This window comes from Neobacillus sp. SAB-20_R2A, from assembly GCF_049568635.1.
Classification (GTDB): domain Bacteria; phylum Bacillota; class Bacilli; order Bacillales; family Cytobacillaceae; genus Neobacillus; species Neobacillus citreus.
Genome location: NZ_CP145895.1, coordinates 2,374,122 through 2,390,062 on the forward strand (window position 1 = coordinate 2,374,122; position 15,941 = coordinate 2,390,062).

Here is a 15,941-nt window from a genome sequence, read left to right on the forward strand (position 1 = left end):
TTTTTTGAATAGGATTAATTAATCCTTTTAAAAAGGGGTCCTGTAAATGTTCTGGATGGTGATGGTAATTTTGTCGATTTTCGTGATTGAGGAAACGACTAATTATTTTTGGAATCGATATGTTTACGGACCAAATGTTCAGAGAAAAGAAAAATGGAAGAATCGGTTTTCCATTTTAGTAATGCTAATTAGACGGAAGCATAAAAATACTGAAACTACAGAACCAAATAATCATGAAAAAAGCTCGCTTTAAGGCGAGCTTTTTGTATTTTCATTTCTTTTCTTAAAAAAAGATACAACGGATTTAATGGAAAAATAGAGTATAAATAACAAGATGATTATATTTTCCGCAGGTTCCATAACCCTAAAAGGATTAAGTTCTTTCGTGACAATTCCGGAAAGTTTAGTGCCCATTACCATATCTATTGAAATAATTAACATTGCTAAGGTTAGAGTTATAAGTACGGTTACGAAGAATATCTTCAAATAGGTCACCTTCATAATAATAGTATCATTATTATTTTATTTTTTTCAGTTAGTTATGCTAAACAAATTAATACTATGTAAATTATGGATAACCCATTTATATTTGGGCAGTCTACCTAATATATCCGATTTGTTCTGCAAAGGAGGCGGAAATTGTGTCGATTTGGTCTACCATGTTGAAAAACAAACAAAAAAAACGGAAGAATGATAATGTAAGACAGCACAATGATCCGCAAAAACCTGAAGAACAACCTATTCATAGGAATTACGAAGATAATGTTTCACGAATTAAAGGAGAATTAGGTAACAGCACGGACTTGCTGTTCCGTGAGTATCAGATTGGTGATCATAAAGGAACTATTGTATACGTAGATGGTCTGGCAAATGGGCAGCTTATCAATGATTTTTTTAATGAGACCCTTTTAAATTCAGGATTCAATGGCAATCAAGATCCGTTCCAGTTTTTAATTGAGAAAGCAGCAGGTTTAGGAAATTTTCAGTTTGCCACTGAATGGAATCAAGTTTTTGATTCTTTTCTTTCTGGAAATACACTCTTTTTTTTAGATGGCTACAATCAAGCAATCAATGTTGAAACAAAGGGATGGGATAAACGTTCCATATCCGAACCGAGTACTCAATTATCCATTGGGGGCCCAAAGGATTCCTTTACGGAAACGATTCGAACTAATACCGCATTAATCCGGCGGCGGATAAAAAGCCCGAATTTATGGCTGGAATCGATGAAGCTAGGTACCGTTGCTCAAACCGATATCGCCATTATGTATATCAAGGGAATCGCTAATGAAAAAATTATTGGGGAAGTGAAAGAACGGCTTAATCAAATTAATATTGATGCTGTGATGGCGGAGGGGTATATTGAGCAATTGTTTGAGGACCAAACTTGGACACCATTTCCGACGACACATCATTCCGAAAGGCCGGATGTGATAGCTTCGCATTTACTCGAGGGGAGAATCGCCATTTTAGTGGATGGAACACCCTTTGTGATTACAGTGCCAGCTATTTTTGCTCAATTTTTTCAAGCGCCTGACGATTATTATGCCCGCTTTGATATTTCGACAAGTCTTCGCATACTACGAATTTTGGCCTTCTTAATTGCCTTAATGGGTCCGGCACTATATATTGCAGCGACAACCTTTCATCAGGAAATGATTCCTACCACTTTGGCCATTGCCATTGCTGCTCAAAGAGAGAATGTTCCTTTTCCGGCCTTTATAGAGGCCTTAATTATGGAAGTGACGTTTGAAATCCTACGGGAAGCAGGCTTGAGACTGCCAAGGGCTGTAGGTCAAGCGGTTTCCATTGTAGGAGCTTTAGTTATTGGGCAGGCAGCCGTTCAAGCGGGAATTGTATCGCCAATTATGGTTATTGTTGTGTCAATTACAGCGATTGCCAATTTTTCAACGCCAACCTTTATGATGGCTATTGCAGCACGACTAATTCGGTTTGCGATGATGGGACTGGCTACCTTCCTTGGTTTATACGGAATTGTATTGGGGCTCATGTTTATGTCCATCCATTTATGTGCACTACGTTCTTTTGGGATTCCTTATATGATGCCGATTGCGCCATTCAATGTTCAAAATCAGCAGGATATATTTATCCGATATCCAATCTGGGCTATGAAAAGCCGCCCCAAATTTATAAGTAAAGGAAATACAATAAGAGCTGGAGACAATCAGAAACCCATGCCACCTAAACAAGGGGATAATCAAGATTCGAAAGGTGAATCATGATGAGAAAAACCATGATGATTTTTTTACTCATCGGTTTGATCCTGCCGACTCTCAGCGCCTGCTGGAATCAAAAGGAGCTAACAGATTTAGCATTTGTAATGGCTTTGGGTATTGATAAAGGCGAAGATCGGAGGTTTCGAGTTTCATTTCAAATTGTGAACCCTGGAAATGTAGCTTCCGGCCAAGGGGGCGGAGGCGGGGGACAGGGTATGCCAATTGCGGTCTATACAAGTTCAGGCGACACACTTACTGAAGCTGCAAGAAGAGCGACTCAAAAAATTTCGCGTCGTCTTTATTATGCCCATACCAATTTAATTGCCGTAAGTGAGGAAGTGGCGAAGGATGGACTCCTTGATATTCTTGATGCCTTGGATCGTGATCCGGAATTTAGAACGACCACTGAACTAGTCGTAGCAAGAACAACAAGCGCAGAAAAATTGGTCTCGGCATTGGCTAATCTTGATAAACTGCCTGTCAATAAAGTTACAAAAGAAATAGAATCTACCGAAATGCAGTTAGGTGAAAATATGAGCGTAAATATTGATGAGTTCATAAACGGCCTTATAAGTCATGGGAGAGAACCGTTTGTAAATGGATATACAATATCTGGTAACCAAAAAATTTCTGGAAATGCGGATGATCTAAAGAAGACAAAATCAGAGGCCGTCCTTGCTTCTTCAGGATTAGCGATTTTTAAGAATGGCAAGCTTTCAGGATGGATTGACCGAGAAAAAGCCCGGGGAGTTATCTGGTTAATGGATAGGGTGAAGAGCACATCCATCAATATCGATTGGAATGGAAAAAAAAATGCCATCACGATGGCCCCGATACGATCTAAAACAAAAGTTGCCGTAAATATAAAACAGGGGAAGCCTGTTGTAAATGTAGCGATCGAATTTGAAGGATGGATAAGTGAAGCAAATACAACGGTGGATTTAACGGACCCGAATGTGATGGGTAAGATTGATAAGTCCGTGGCAAAAGAAATAAAAAAGCAAATTCAGTCTACTATAACAGAAGTTCAAAAGAAGAAAAGCGATATTTTTGGGTTCGGCGAAAGAATACACCGGAAAAATCCTAAGCTTTGGAAAAAACTAAAAGGGAATTGGAACGAACGATTTGCGGACCTTGAAGTAAATGTTAAGGTAGATTCCTATACACGTCGTGAAGGAATCCGGACGAAGCCATTTTGGTTTGATATCAATCAATAAACCCTTAGTGAGGGGATAAGGATGGAAAACGCAAAAATAAAAGCATCGCAGATGTTTGTCCTCGTGGTCCTATTTGAAATGGGAAGCTCATTACTTGTTGGGCTTGGAGCAAGTGCAAGGCAAGATGCTTGGATTAGCATTTTATTAGGGTTGGCGGGAGGAATTTTAATCTTTTTTGTTTATTACCGGCTTTTTATATATTACCCGGAACTTCCATTGACAGGCTATCTGCAAAAAATAATGGGAAAATGGATTGGCAGAATACTTGCCTTGTTGTACATTGTCTATTTTATTTATATTGCGACAAGAGTATTACGGGACTTCGGAGAGCTGTTGACAACGACTATTTACACAGCTACTCCTCTAGTTGTCATCAACTCTTTAATGATTTTGACCATCATTTATGGGATTCATAAAGGTTTTGAGGTAATTGCCAGAATTGGTGAGTTGTACTTCGCCCTAATTTACATCATGGCAATTATCGGAATGATCCTTGTTACAGGTTCTGGACTTATCCACCTTGAAAATCTTAAACCAATGCTGGAGAATGGATTTAAACCTGTATTTCGCACATTTATAAAAGAAACCCTTGTTTTCCCATTTGGGGAGATGATTGTTTTTACCATGCTGCTGCCATATTTAAACAATCCAAAAAAGGTCAAAATCGCCTGTATTGGGGGAATGAGTTTAGCGGGTATCAATATCGCTATTACCGCATTAGTTAACGTAGCAGTATTGGGACCAGATCTTTTTGTACGATCCAATTTCCCGTTATTAACCACAATTGGAAAAATCCAACTAGCGAATTTTATAGAACGGTTGGATGTATTTTTTATGCTTTATTTGGTGATTGGCGGTTTTTTTAAAATTACAATCTTTTATTATGTAGCAGTGATTGGAGCTGCCGATCTATTCAAATTAAAAAGCCATCAAAAGCTGAATTTTCCAATCGGTTTTGTAATATTATTGGCTTCAGTTATGATTGCCTCAAATTTTGCGGAACATATCGAGGAGGGGCTAAACGTTGTTACCATCTATTTATCTTGGCCCTTTCAAATCATCATTCCAGTATTTTTACTAGTGATCGCCTTTTTTAGAAATAGAAAGAAGCAACCGAAACAGCAATCGACCCAACAGCCTAATCAACAATCCAGTCAGTAATAATCGTTTTTATTATATGTAGCAAAAAAACAGCCTTCCTTAACTCTGTGAAGGCTGTTTCTGGTTATCATGATGGGATTGGGCATGGCTTGCCTGCAGTATAGGTAGGACAATATGAACAGATGTGCCTTGATTTTCCTTGCTCTCAAAATGAATGGTGCCATGATGTGATTGAACAATTTTAAAGCTAACAGTTAATCCTAAGCCAGTTCCTTTTTCTTTGGATGAATAAAAAGGTTCGCCAATTTTGGCAAGTCTTTCCCCAGAGATACCACAGCCGTTGTCTTCGATCACAATAGAAATCGTTTCTGGCTCCATTTTTTTTAATGAGATGGTAACCATGCCGCCATTACCTGATGCTTCAATCGCATTCTTTATGATATTTATGAACAACTGTTTCAATTGGTTTGGCTCACATTCAATCGTCATATCGTCATTTGGATATCGAGATTCAATCTGGACATTATGGTAGCTGGCCTCAGAACTTAGTAATGAAATAACATCTTTTAAGAGTTTTTTTACATCCGCCTTTGTAAATTTTACGGCTTGAGGCTTCGCCAGTAATAAAAGTTCACCGACAATATGATTAATTCGGTCTAGCTCATCGAGCATGATTTGATAATAAAACTGGTGTCTTTCATCCTCGACTTTAAGAAGCTGTACGAAGCCTTTAAGGGAGGTTAGCGGATTCCGTATTTCATGGGCTACGCTCGCCGACAGTTCACCGACAACTGACAACTTCTCGGTCCTTCTAAGGCGTTCTTCCCGTTCTTCAAGTTGCTTAACCATTTCCCTTCTTTCTGTAATATCGCGGCCAATAACGACGAGCCCTTGCCTAGTTCCATCAGGGTTAAATAGAGGGACTTTTATCGTATCAAAAACTTTTGCTGACCCATCCGGAAGGGGGAGTGCCTCTTCAACACGGGTGATCTTTTTATTTTTCCAAGTTTCTTCATCTGAGATCTCACAATTTCTAAGAGCCTCGGCGTAAAAATTTGTATACTTGGCTAAATCGGAATCTTTTTTACCACGGTAATCAACATTTTCGAGCTGAAATAATTGTAACCCGAAATCATTGGCCTCAATCCAGCGGCCTTGCCCATCTTTAAAGTTGACAAAATCCACCATCGAATTAATCAGGGTAGAAAGGCGCTGCTGGTCTTCCTTGGACTCATTCAATTCATTAGCTTTATTCATAAAGAAATAAATGAATGCCCCTGTTACCATTAAATAAAAAATTTCTTTGATTCTTGCCAATATTTCCATATAAGAATCCGGCACAAAATGTGCAACTAAATAGTTGGAACCATAAATCCATATTAAACTAGTAAAAAAGTAGATGATAATCAGCTTTTTTTTCTGCATGAAAATCTCCAATTCCCTCTACTGGGTTATATATTTATCTTTTATCTATATTACTTGATAATGGATGATTTAGAAACATCATATTCATGGAAAAACAGGCAAAGTGGAATTATCTAGTAAATTCTTTTGCCGAGGATCAGCAAGTCTCTTTCAATACCATCTAATTCGGCTACATTTGGAAGATGGGCCCATTTTTCAAAACCAAAGCTGTTAAAGAGTTTAACGCTTGGCTCATTATGGGCAAATATAAAGCCAAGCAAGGTCTTGATGCCGAGATTTGGACAGAAATCGACCGCTTTTTGGATCAGATATTTACCAAGCTTCTTGCCTCGATAATCAGGATGAATGTAAATGCTGATTTCAGCAGTGCTATTATAGGCAGGTCTCCCATAAAAGGATTGAAAGCTTACCCATGCGCAAATATACCCATCATGTTCTACTACCCATAATGGCCGAAATTCAGGTGTATGATCGTAAAACCATTGCGTCCGGTTTTCAACACTGATAGGCTCTAGATCAGCAGTCACCATTCTGCCTGGAATGGTTGTATTATATATGTGAACAATATCTTCTAAATCTTTTATTTCTGCATCTCTAATTATGAATTCTTCAAACATGACCTAACACCCCAATAAATTGAATAAATAGCTAGATTTTATGGTAACCCTTCTATCAATCAAAATCAATATCCGCTCGAATATTCAAAAGAAAAACCTTTTCCCGGGAATGCTGTCCCCGGAAAAAGGTTTTCCCTGATTCGTTTCATTGGCAAATCCCTACCAGCGGTGGGCTTTGGCATTACTCCTTAAGATGATGTTGTTTTGCGACATTTGCGTTTCGCCATTCACCTGAGATTTCTGACGCTTATGCCTTGTCGAATTTTTTACAAACATATCCGAGTGTGCATCCATACGCTCTCTGTAGCTCATCAAATCACCTCAAAATAGGATTTTGAAACGATGATATTCGAATAGAATATCATCTTTATCATTTGTAAAGATAATGAAAAATAGTCTATCTGAAAAAATTTTAAATATAAATTTAAATTTAATCTTGTTTTTTCTGAAATTTCGAAATAAAATAATCTTAAACATACCAACCGGTAGGTATGTATTAAACTAAACCGGCATAATATTAATAGCAGTAAAAAATACTAGAATCCTAGATTGGAGTGAAAGGCATGCATTTACGTCTAACAGATGAACAAAAAATGGTTCAGCAAACGATTCGAAAATTTGTTGAAAAAGAACTAATGCCGCTTGAAAATGAAGTCCTAAGAAGAGAGCGGGAAGGTAAGCCAAGCCTACCGGAGGGCAAACTGCAGGAATTGCGGCTAAAAGCTAAGGAAGCCGGATTCTGGGGAATCAACACTCCGGAAGAATACGGTGGTGCGGATCTTGGACAAATGATGATGGCGCTTGTTTACATGGAGGTTTCCAAAACATTTGTACCATTCTCATTCGGCGGCTCTGCTGATAACATCCTCTACTATGGTAATGAAGAACAAAAGAAAAAATACCTAATTCCAACTATTAACGGTGAAAAGAAATCATGTTTCGCCATGACAGAGCCAGGTGCTGGATCTGATACAACAAATATTAAAATGACCGCTGTTAAAGATGGCAATGAATGGGTCCTAAATGGCGAAAAAACATTCATTACAGGCGGAAATGAAGCAGATTTCGTTATGGCCATTGCGATTACTGATAAAGAATTGCACCAAAAAACTAGAGGCCGTGAAGGTGTAACATGCTTCATCGTTGACCGCGATATGGGCTGGAAATCAGAATTTATACATACCATGGGAGAATGGGGTCCAGCCGGATTGGTATTTGATAATGTCCGAGTTCCAGAAGAAAATATTCTTGGCGAACTGCATAAAGGTTACAATCTTGGACTTGAGTGGATTGGCTTTGCAAGATGGGTTGTTGGCGCTAGAGCTGTTGGTACAGCAGAACGCTTATTGCAAATGGCGATTGATTATGCAAAAGAACGCGAGACTTTCGGCAAACCGATTGCAGATAGACAAGCAATTCAATGGATGATTGCCGATAGTGCTGTTGATATTGAAGCAGCAAGATGGCTTGTGTTAAACGCAGCATGGACACTTGACCAAGGCGAAGATAATCGTCATTATGCATCCATGGCAAAACTTTATGGTGCCAATATGGGCAACCGTGTGGTTGACAAAGTTATGCAGATTCATGGCGGTATGGGTTACACAAGAGAATTGCCAATTGAGCGCTGGTACCGTGAAGCCAGACTTTGGAGAATTTACGACGGAACTGATGAAATTCAGCGCCTGATTATTTCTCGTAACCTGCTTAAGGGCCATGTGAAACTTGGTATTTAATAAGCTTATTGTAAGCGTTGTCTAAAAAAATAAACATAAAGATGTAAGGAGGAACAATAATGGCAGGAAGATTTGAAGGAAGAGTTGCGTTTATCACTGGCGGAAGCCGTGGAATCGGCAAAGGGATTGTCGAGTATTTTGCAGAAGAAGGAGCTAGTGTTGCTCTTATCGACTTAAATGAAGAGGCATTAAGCGAAACAGCTAGCGAACTGAAAGAAAAAGGATATCAAGTCTATGCAAAGGTAGCCAATGTTGTCGACCCTGAGCAGGTAGAGGCTGCAGTTAAAGAGGTTCATGATGCTTTTGGCCGCATTGATATTCTTGTAAACAATGCTGGGGTAATCCGCGATAATTTATTGTTCAAAATGACTGATGCCGACTGGCAAACTGTCATGGATGTTCACCTAAAAGGTTCCTTTAATGCTGCCCGTGCTGCTCAAAAATACATGGTTGAGCAAAAATATGGCCGGATCATCAATATCTCTTCAACTTCTGCATTAGGCAACCGCGGTCAGGCAAACTATGCAGCAGCAAAAGCCGGACTTCAGGGCTTTACGAAAACCCTTGCACTTGAACTAGGACGGTATGGTATCACAGCGAACTCAGTTGCTCCTGGATTTATCGAAACCGATATGACAAAAGCAACGGCTGAAAGAATTGGAATCTCCTTTGACCAGATGATTCAGGCTAGTGTAGCCAATATTCCTGTCGGCAGAAGCGGAAAACCTGCTGATATCGCAAATGCTGTTGCATTTTTTGCAGATGAGAAATCAGGGTTTGTTAACGGCCAGGTTATCTATGTTGCCGGCGGACCAAAATGTTAATTTAGGGGTGAGCTAAATTGTTCAAAGATCAAATTGGCAAGCGATCTAATAAAGTGAAAAATGCCGTAGAAAGAGGAGCCGTTAAGAAATTTGCTGAAGCCATTGGCGATTTGCATCCTATCTATTTTGATGAGGATGCCGGCAGACTCTCACGTTATCAAAAGAACATTGCCCCGCCAACCTTCCCAAGGGTATTTGATTATGGGGTGATAGAAGACCTGTACCTGCCTAATAAAGGCTTGATACATGGGGAGCAGTCTTTCCATTATGAGCGCCCATTATATGTAGGTGAGGAAATTTATTGTTATTCTCAGGTGAAAAATTACTTTGAGAAAAAAGGGAACTTTGGAGAAATGGGCTTCCTGGTAATGGAAAACTGTGGTGAGGATTCAGAAGGAAATGTAATTTTCACTTCTAGTTCTACTGTAGTCATATCTGAAGCTGTAAGGAAGGTGTTGGCGAAATGAGTTTACTAACTCAATTGCAAACCGGTGATTCCTTAAAGGAAATCCAGTTATCACCTGTTTCCAGGATCGACCTGATTAAATATGCAGGTGCTTCCGGAGATTTTAATCCGATCCATACAATTGACGAAGAAGCAACAAAAGCCAGTCTGCCGGGAATCATTGCCCATGGAATGTGGACGATGGGAAATCTGGCCAAGTTGTTTACGGAATATTATGAAGAGGGCTTTGTCAAGGATTACTCAATCCGTTTTAAAGGCATGGTTTTCTTAAATGACGTGATTACATTAAATGCTTCTTTAAAGGAGAAGGAAGATAATCAGCTTCGCTTCGATGTCCAGGCTGTGAACCAGCAAGGGAAGGATGTAATAAAAGGAGAAGTTGTATACCAGCTTTACTAACATGAAAGACAGAATTGCAGATTGAAGGAATAGACCCGGCACGAAAGATGGACTCCCCTCTGAATGCTGGGTTTATTGTTATCGGTTGTTGATTGGAGCTTAAATCACATCAAAGTTAAATTTAAAAAGGGATGATTATATGACAGTCAAATTAAAATTAAGTTATAAGCCGCCGGTATTTTCCTCAGTCGAAGAGGAACGCCAGCATTTAAAACAAAAACTGGCTGCTGCCTTCCGCTTATTTTCAAAATTTGGATTTGATGAAGGTGTCGCAGGACATATTACCGCACGCGACCCCGAACTAAAGGATCACTTCTGGGTAAACCCGTTCGGCATGCATTTCAGCCAAATCAGCGCTTCTGACTTAATTCTCTGCAATCATCAAGGTGAAGTTGTCGAAGGAAATTATCCGGTAAACCGGGCCGCATTCGCTATTCACTCGCAGGTCCATGCTGCAAGGCCGGACATTATCGCAGCTGCCCATGCCCATTCAGTCTATGGGAAGTCATGGTCTTCGCTAGGCCGCCTTCTTGATCCAATCACACAGGATGCATGTGCATTTTATCAGGATCATTCCTTGTTTGATGATTTCACTGGAGTTGTTCATGAAATTGAAGAAGGCAGACGGATTGGCCAAGCGCTTGGTGATAAGAAAGCCTGTATCCTAAGAAACCATGGTCTTTTAACGGTCGGAAGGTCCGTTGATGAGGCAGCCTGGTGGTTTATTACGATGGAGCGCTCCTGTCAGGCACAGCTTCTTGCTGAGGCAGTTGGTAAACCGGTAATTATTGATAATGAAAGTGCTAGCAATACCTATAATACTGTCGGTACTTCCAGTGCGGGATGGTTCCAGTTCCAGCCATTATGGAATCGGATTGTCAAGGAACAGCCGGATTTACTAGATTAATCATGTTCTCTGAAGGGAGCGATTCCTTTCAGAGCCATACATATGGAATAAGCAGGGGGAAGCAGCATGAAAATTGGCGTGGCCGGTACAGGTGCGGTCGGTGGTTATTTTGGCGGCCTTTTAAAAAGGGCGGGTAATGAGGTCATTTTTTTAGCGAGGGGAAACAATCTCGAAAGAATGAGGGAAAATGGGCTGACCATTGAAAGCGATTCCGAATCATTCACAGTGGAGGCAACGTTTACCGATTGTTATGAGGACTTTACGGATGTAGACCTGCTGTTGTTTTGTGTTAAGTCAACAAGCACAATGGAAATGGCTGAGAAGTTTACCCGTGTATTAAAGGAATCATGCATGATTATGACTCTTCAAAATGGGGTAGATAATGAAGAATTTCTCGCTTCCGTATTTGGCAGCGGCCGGATCTTATCTGCTGCTGCTTATATTCAGGCAGGTGTGACGGAATCAGGAACTGTAAAACAAATCGGTGTCCCGCCAAAGCTGGTATTTGGAGCTTTAGAGGAAGATTTATGGGAAAGACTCAGTGTCATTCATGAGCTATTTAACATTGCTAATATTGAAGCCTATCCAACTCGTGACATTTTAAAAATCAAGTGGAAAAAATTGCTTTGGAATGTCACCTTTAACCCTTTGACAGCCTTAATAGAAGCAAAGGTTAGGGCTATTTATGAGGACAAGGGATTAAAAGAGACGGCGATAAAAATCTGTCAGGAAGCTATTGCTGTTGCAAGAGCAGCAGGGGTTGAGATCGAGGAAGACCAGTATGAAACAGTGATGATGCAAGGGCAGTTTGCCCAAGATCACCAAACCTCGATGCTGCAGGATAAGCTTAAAGGGAAACCGCTGGAACTGGAATCTATTGCCGGTTATATCGTGAAAAAAGGAAAAGAATTAGGGGTAGAAACCCCAGTCCTCAATACTATTTATCATCTTTTAAACTTTCAAACGAGGAACGTTTGAGTAATCAATGTGCTAAAAGAGGTGTTCGAATTGCAAATACAACACAAACGTCCTTGGCTCGGCCACTATCCTGAAACTGCGGTATCTTCCATTGAATTTCCGGAAATGAGCCTTTACACATTTTTGGATCATACAGCTGAAAAATACCCTGATAATACGGCTATTATTTATGAAAATGAAAAGCTGACCTACCATGATTTGAAGGATAAGGTTGACCGGCTGGCAGCGGTTTGGAAAGAGCTTGGCGCAGCAAAAGGAGATCGTCTGGGGTTGATGGTCGGAAATCACCCTATATATGTTGTATCCTATTATGCTGCCCTGAAGCTTGGGATGATTGTCGTGCAAATCAATCCGCACTATACACCAAGGGAACTGCTTGAAATATTCAATGATTCTGAAACCGCTTATTTGGTAGCAGAGCCGGATGGTCTCGAGAAAATTGCGAAAATTTCTGAAATTTATTCATTTAAGAAGATATTTTCTGCCGGTGATTCGCAAACCAATGACATTCCAACTATTTCGGAATTGATTGAAAGTGCCGTTCCTCTAAAGGAAACATGTTCAATTTCAGCAAAGAAGGACATTGCAGTAATTCAATATACCGGAGGAACAACCGGTAAAAAGAAAGGTGCCATGCTGACGCATTTCAACTTGAGCGCGAATGTGTTGCAGAGCAAGGTTCTTTATGGAAGTACAATGGTTTACGGACAGGAAATCATTTTGACCGCAACCCCGCTTTACCATGTTTACGGAATGACGAGCGGCATGAATCTGCCGATTTACCTTGGGGCAGCCATTCTATTAGTAAACCGTTTTGAACTTGAGAAGGTTCTAAGACTCATTCAAACTTACAGGCCTACGTTCTTCCCGGGTGTTCCAAAAATGTATAATGCTTTTGCCAATTACCCGGAAATTGACCGATATGATTTAACCTGCTTTAAGGTCTGTACAAGCGGGTCGGCTCCATTGCCGATTGAAATTATGAAAAAATTGAAGGACCTGACGGGAGTGCCGATTGGGGAAGGTTATGGACTATCGGAAACTTCTCCAACTACACATCGCAATCCGCCTGATGGTGTTAGCAAAATAGGCAGCATCGGGATTCCATTGCCAGCTACAGACTGCCGGATTGTTGACGAAAATGGTGTGGATGTACCGGAAAAGACTGTCGGCGAGATTTTAATTAAGGGGCCGCAGGTCATGCTTGGATACTGGAATAAACCAGAAGAAACGGCCCAAGCACTAAAGGATGGCTGGCTCTATACCGGTGATTTAGCAACGATGGATGATGAGGGCTACTTTTATATTGTCGGACGAAAAAAAGAAATGGTGATTGTCGGGGGCTTTAATGTTTATCCCCAGGAGGTTGAAGGAGTTTTATATGAACATCCTGCTGTATTAGAAGCAGCAGTAGTCGGGATTCCGGATAAGGAAGCCGGCGAAATCGTCAAGGCCTATATTGTTCCGAAAGCCGGTAAAGATATCGATATTCAAGAATTAAAGGAACATTGCTACCAAAACCTGACCCGCTACAAAGTACCGAAACAATTTGAAATAAGAGAATCCCTGCCTCGAAACACAGTAGGAAAGCTCTTAAAAAGAATCCTTGTAGAAGAAGAAGCAAAAAAGGCTTAAGGCATAACGGAGGGATTTAGTCATGAACTTTGAACTGGATGAGGATATTCTTTTTTTAAAAAAGAATGTCAGGGAATTTATTCAAACCGAAGTCGAAGCGGTTGCGATGCAAATTGAAGAGGAAAACCAAATTCCGGAAAGAATTATCAATATGTCAAAAGAGATGGGGCTTTTCGGTTTAAGTATTCCTGAGGAATATGGCGGGCTTGGAATTGGCATGGTCGGCAAATGTGCCCTATATGAGGAAATCGGCCAGACTCATAATGGCTATACAACTTTAATCGGCGCCCATACAGGAATAGGTTCGGTCGGTATTGTGGAAATGGGAAATGAGCAGCAAAAGCGTAAGTACCTGCCAGATATGGCGAGCGGTGAAAAAATTGGCGCATTTGCCTTAACCGAACCTGAAGCGGGGTCCAATGCTGCTAACCTGAAAACAACGGCTGTTCGTAAGGGTGATAAATATATCCTAAACGGCTTGAAGCATTATATTACCAATGCTACTGAGGCCAGCGTTTTCACTGTGATGGCTGTGACCGACCCGTCTAAAGGGGCCAAGGGCATCACCTCGTTCATTGTTGAAAAGGATTTCCCCGGCTTCAGGGTGGGGGCCGTTGAGAAAAAAATGGGCTTAAGAGGGTCTCATTCAGCAGAATTGATTTTTGAAGATTGCGAGGTTCCAGTGGAAAATGTGCTTGGTGAAGAAGGACAGGGCTATATGAATGCCTTGAAAATTCTTGCCAACGGACGTGCTGGTTTGGCCTCCCGGAATTTGGGATCCTGCCAAAAGCTTCTCGACATGTCAACGCGATATGCGCTTGAAAGAATTCAATTTGGCAAACCAATCATCAGGAACCAGGCTGTCAGTCATATGCTTTCTGAGATGGCAGTAGATATCGAAGCACTGCGTTCGTTTACGTATCGCGTTGCCTGGATGGTTGATCAGGGAATGAAGGTCATCAAAGAAGCAGCGATGCTGAAGCTATACGGTTCCGAGGTATACAATCGTGTTGCTGATAAGGCCGTTCAGATCCATGGAGGAATTGGGTATATTGCAGACTATCCGATTGAACGCTTTTATCGTGATGCGCGGATCACAAGAATCTATGAAGGAACTTCAGAGATTCAGAAAAACATTATTGCAGCGCAGTTAGAGAAGGAATACAGCTAAACTATTAATCTAGGGACAGGTGATTTAATATGCAAAATGATATTGTCATTTTAAGTGCAGTAAGAACACCAGTAGGGAGATATGGCGGCACATTAAAAAGTCTTAATTCCGGGCAGTTGGCAGCGGTTGCAATTAAAGAGGCTATTGATCGTGCCGGTATTAAGCCTGAGCAAGTCGATGAAGTGATTTTAGGAGAGGTTAGACAAACGACAGAATCCTCCAATGTAGCCAGAGTCGCTGCGCTTCGGGCTGGGGTTCCGGAAACAGCTCCGGCATTTACGATTAACCGTTTGTGTGCCTCAGGAATGCAGGCAGTTGCTTCAGGGGCGCAGCAAATTGCATTTGGTCAAGCAGATATTGTAGTCGCTGGGGGAACTGAAAGCCTCAGTAATGCTCCTGTTTACCTAAGAAACTCCCGTTTTGGCGGTGACAATCCAAAGCTGGTTGATTCCAATGCAGAGGCGGGCCAACAGCCTCAGGAAACATACGGCAGCGGGCTTGGAATGGGAATAACGGCGGAAAATGTCGCTGAAAGATTTTCGATTTCTCGCGAGGACCAGGATGCATTTGCGCTAGAAAGTCAGCGTAGAGCAGCAGCTGCCATTAGTGAGAAACGCTTTGCGGACGAAATTGTCCCTGTAGAAGTTAAAGGGAAAAAAGGGTCCGTTTGGTTTACGGAGGACGAACATCCAAGACCTGATACAACCATCGAGGCATTAAGCCGCCTAAAGCCGGCGTTTAAACAAAATGGCACGGTTACGGCTGGTAATGCCTGCGGGCGGAATGACGGGGCAGCTGCGCTTGTATTAACATCAGGCAGCCATGCCGAGAAATTAGGCTTAAAACCGATGGCGCGAATTGTCGATTGGACAGCTGTTGGTGTATCACCTGAAGTTATGGGCATCGGCCCGGTTCCAGCAGTGAAAAAACTCCTTGAACGTACAGGCTTAACGCTTGACGAGATTAGTTTAATCGAACTGAATGAAGCGTTCGCTTCGCAATCACTTGCTGTTATTCGTGAGTTAAACTTAGATTCGTCCCGAGTGAATGTCAACGGTGGTGCAATTGCTTTGGGCCATCCGCTTGGTGCCACGGGTGCGAAGATTATGACGACTCTGATTTATGAATTGAAACGCCGTGGTGAAAAATACGGAATTGCAACACTTTGTGTTGGCGGCGGCCAAGGAATGGCAATCCTCGTTGAAGCAGTTAATCAATAGGAAAGGGC

The 15,941-nt window shown here is 41.3% G+C and carries 16 protein-coding genes; 13 read left to right on the plus strand and 3 right to left on the minus strand.

Going from position 1 to position 15,941, the window contains the following annotated elements:
• Positions 1–46 precede the first annotated feature (46 nt).
• The 4 genes from V5M37_RS11645 (at position 47) to V5M37_RS11660 (ending at position 4,615) form a co-directional block, all read left to right on the plus strand.
• Positions 47–253 (plus strand): hypothetical protein, encoded by a 207-nt coding sequence (locus V5M37_RS11645; RefSeq protein WP_423802060.1) that lies wholly within the window; start codon positions 47–49, stop codon positions 251–253.
• Positions 254–659: 406 nt separating this feature from the next.
• The gene (locus tag V5M37_RS11650; protein ID WP_423802613.1) at positions 660–2,243 is read left to right on the plus strand and encodes a spore germination protein; all 1,584 of its coding nucleotides are present in this window, start codon (positions 660–662) and stop codon (positions 2,241–2,243) included.
• The gene (locus V5M37_RS11655) at positions 2,243–3,454 is read left to right on the plus strand and encodes a Ger(x)C family spore germination protein (protein WP_423802061.1); all 1,212 of its coding nucleotides are present in this window, start codon (positions 2,243–2,245) and stop codon (positions 3,452–3,454) included. The genes V5M37_RS11650 and V5M37_RS11655 overlap by 1 nt, the downstream gene beginning before the upstream one ends.
• A 21-nt stretch (positions 3,455–3,475) precedes the next feature.
• Entirely contained in the window at positions 3,476–4,615 is a 1,140-nt protein-coding gene (locus tag V5M37_RS11660; RefSeq protein ID WP_423802062.1) for a GerAB/ArcD/ProY family transporter, read from the plus strand.
• A 39-nt stretch (positions 4,616–4,654) separates the two neighbouring features.
• Here the strand turns inward: V5M37_RS11660 and V5M37_RS11665 are convergent, their stop codons facing one another.
• The 3 genes from V5M37_RS11665 to V5M37_RS11675 form a co-directional block, all read right to left on the minus strand.
• Positions 4,655–5,980: an ATP-binding protein gene (locus V5M37_RS11665; RefSeq protein ID WP_423802063.1), complete on the minus strand. Its 1,326-nt coding sequence runs from the start codon at positions 5,978–5,980 to the stop codon at positions 4,655–4,657.
• A gap of 113 nt (positions 5,981–6,093) precedes the next feature.
• Entirely contained in the window at positions 6,094–6,597 is a 504-nt protein-coding gene (locus V5M37_RS11670) for an N-acetyltransferase family protein (protein WP_423802064.1), read from the minus strand.
• A 159-nt stretch (positions 6,598–6,756) separates the two neighbouring features.
• Positions 6,757–6,909: a YpzG family protein gene (locus V5M37_RS11675; protein ID WP_213140411.1), complete on the minus strand. Its 153-nt coding sequence runs from the start codon at positions 6,907–6,909 to the stop codon at positions 6,757–6,759.
• 251 nt (positions 6,910–7,160) lie between these two features.
• On the opposite strand from V5M37_RS11675, the gene V5M37_RS11680 reads away from it, so the two are divergent.
• From V5M37_RS11680 to V5M37_RS11720, 9 genes are all read left to right on the plus strand, one after another.
• Positions 7,161–8,333, plus strand: coding sequence for an acyl-CoA dehydrogenase family protein (locus V5M37_RS11680; RefSeq protein ID WP_423802065.1), 1,173 nt, complete (start codon positions 7,161–7,163; stop codon positions 8,331–8,333).
• A gap of 59 nt (positions 8,334–8,392) precedes the next feature.
• The gene (locus V5M37_RS11685) at positions 8,393–9,157 is read left to right on the plus strand and encodes a beta-ketoacyl-ACP reductase (protein ID WP_213140409.1); all 765 of its coding nucleotides are present in this window, start codon (positions 8,393–8,395) and stop codon (positions 9,155–9,157) included.
• A 17-nt stretch (positions 9,158–9,174) separates the two neighbouring features.
• Complete coding sequence (locus V5M37_RS11690; RefSeq protein ID WP_423802066.1) at positions 9,175–9,624, plus strand: MaoC family dehydratase N-terminal domain-containing protein; 450 nt, start codon at positions 9,175–9,177, stop codon at positions 9,622–9,624.
• A complete protein-coding gene (locus tag V5M37_RS11695; RefSeq protein WP_423802067.1) occupies positions 9,621–10,022 on the plus strand; it encodes a MaoC/PaaZ C-terminal domain-containing protein in 402 nt (133 codons plus the stop codon). The genes V5M37_RS11690 and V5M37_RS11695 overlap by 4 nt, the downstream gene beginning before the upstream one ends.
• 139 nt (positions 10,023–10,161) lie before the next feature.
• Positions 10,162–10,929, plus strand: a complete 768-nt coding sequence (locus V5M37_RS11700; RefSeq protein WP_423802068.1) for a class II aldolase/adducin family protein — start codon at positions 10,162–10,164, stop codon at positions 10,927–10,929.
• A gap of 66 nt (positions 10,930–10,995) precedes the next feature.
• Positions 10,996–11,907: a ketopantoate reductase family protein gene (locus V5M37_RS11705; protein ID WP_423802069.1), complete on the plus strand. Its 912-nt coding sequence runs from the start codon at positions 10,996–10,998 to the stop codon at positions 11,905–11,907.
• Positions 11,908–11,937: 30 nt separating this feature from the next.
• Complete coding sequence (locus V5M37_RS11710) at positions 11,938–13,542, plus strand: long-chain-fatty-acid--CoA ligase (protein WP_423802070.1); 1,605 nt, start codon at positions 11,938–11,940, stop codon at positions 13,540–13,542.
• Positions 13,543–13,564: 22 nt separating this feature from the next.
• Positions 13,565–14,713, plus strand: a complete 1,149-nt coding sequence (locus tag V5M37_RS11715; protein WP_423802071.1) for an acyl-CoA dehydrogenase family protein — start codon at positions 13,565–13,567, stop codon at positions 14,711–14,713.
• A 29-nt stretch (positions 14,714–14,742) separates the two neighbouring features.
• On the plus strand, positions 14,743–15,933 hold the full coding sequence (locus tag V5M37_RS11720) for a thiolase family protein (protein ID WP_423802072.1): 1,191 nt from the start codon (positions 14,743–14,745) through the stop codon (positions 15,931–15,933).
• The last annotated feature ends 8 nt before the right edge of the window (positions 15,934–15,941 follow it).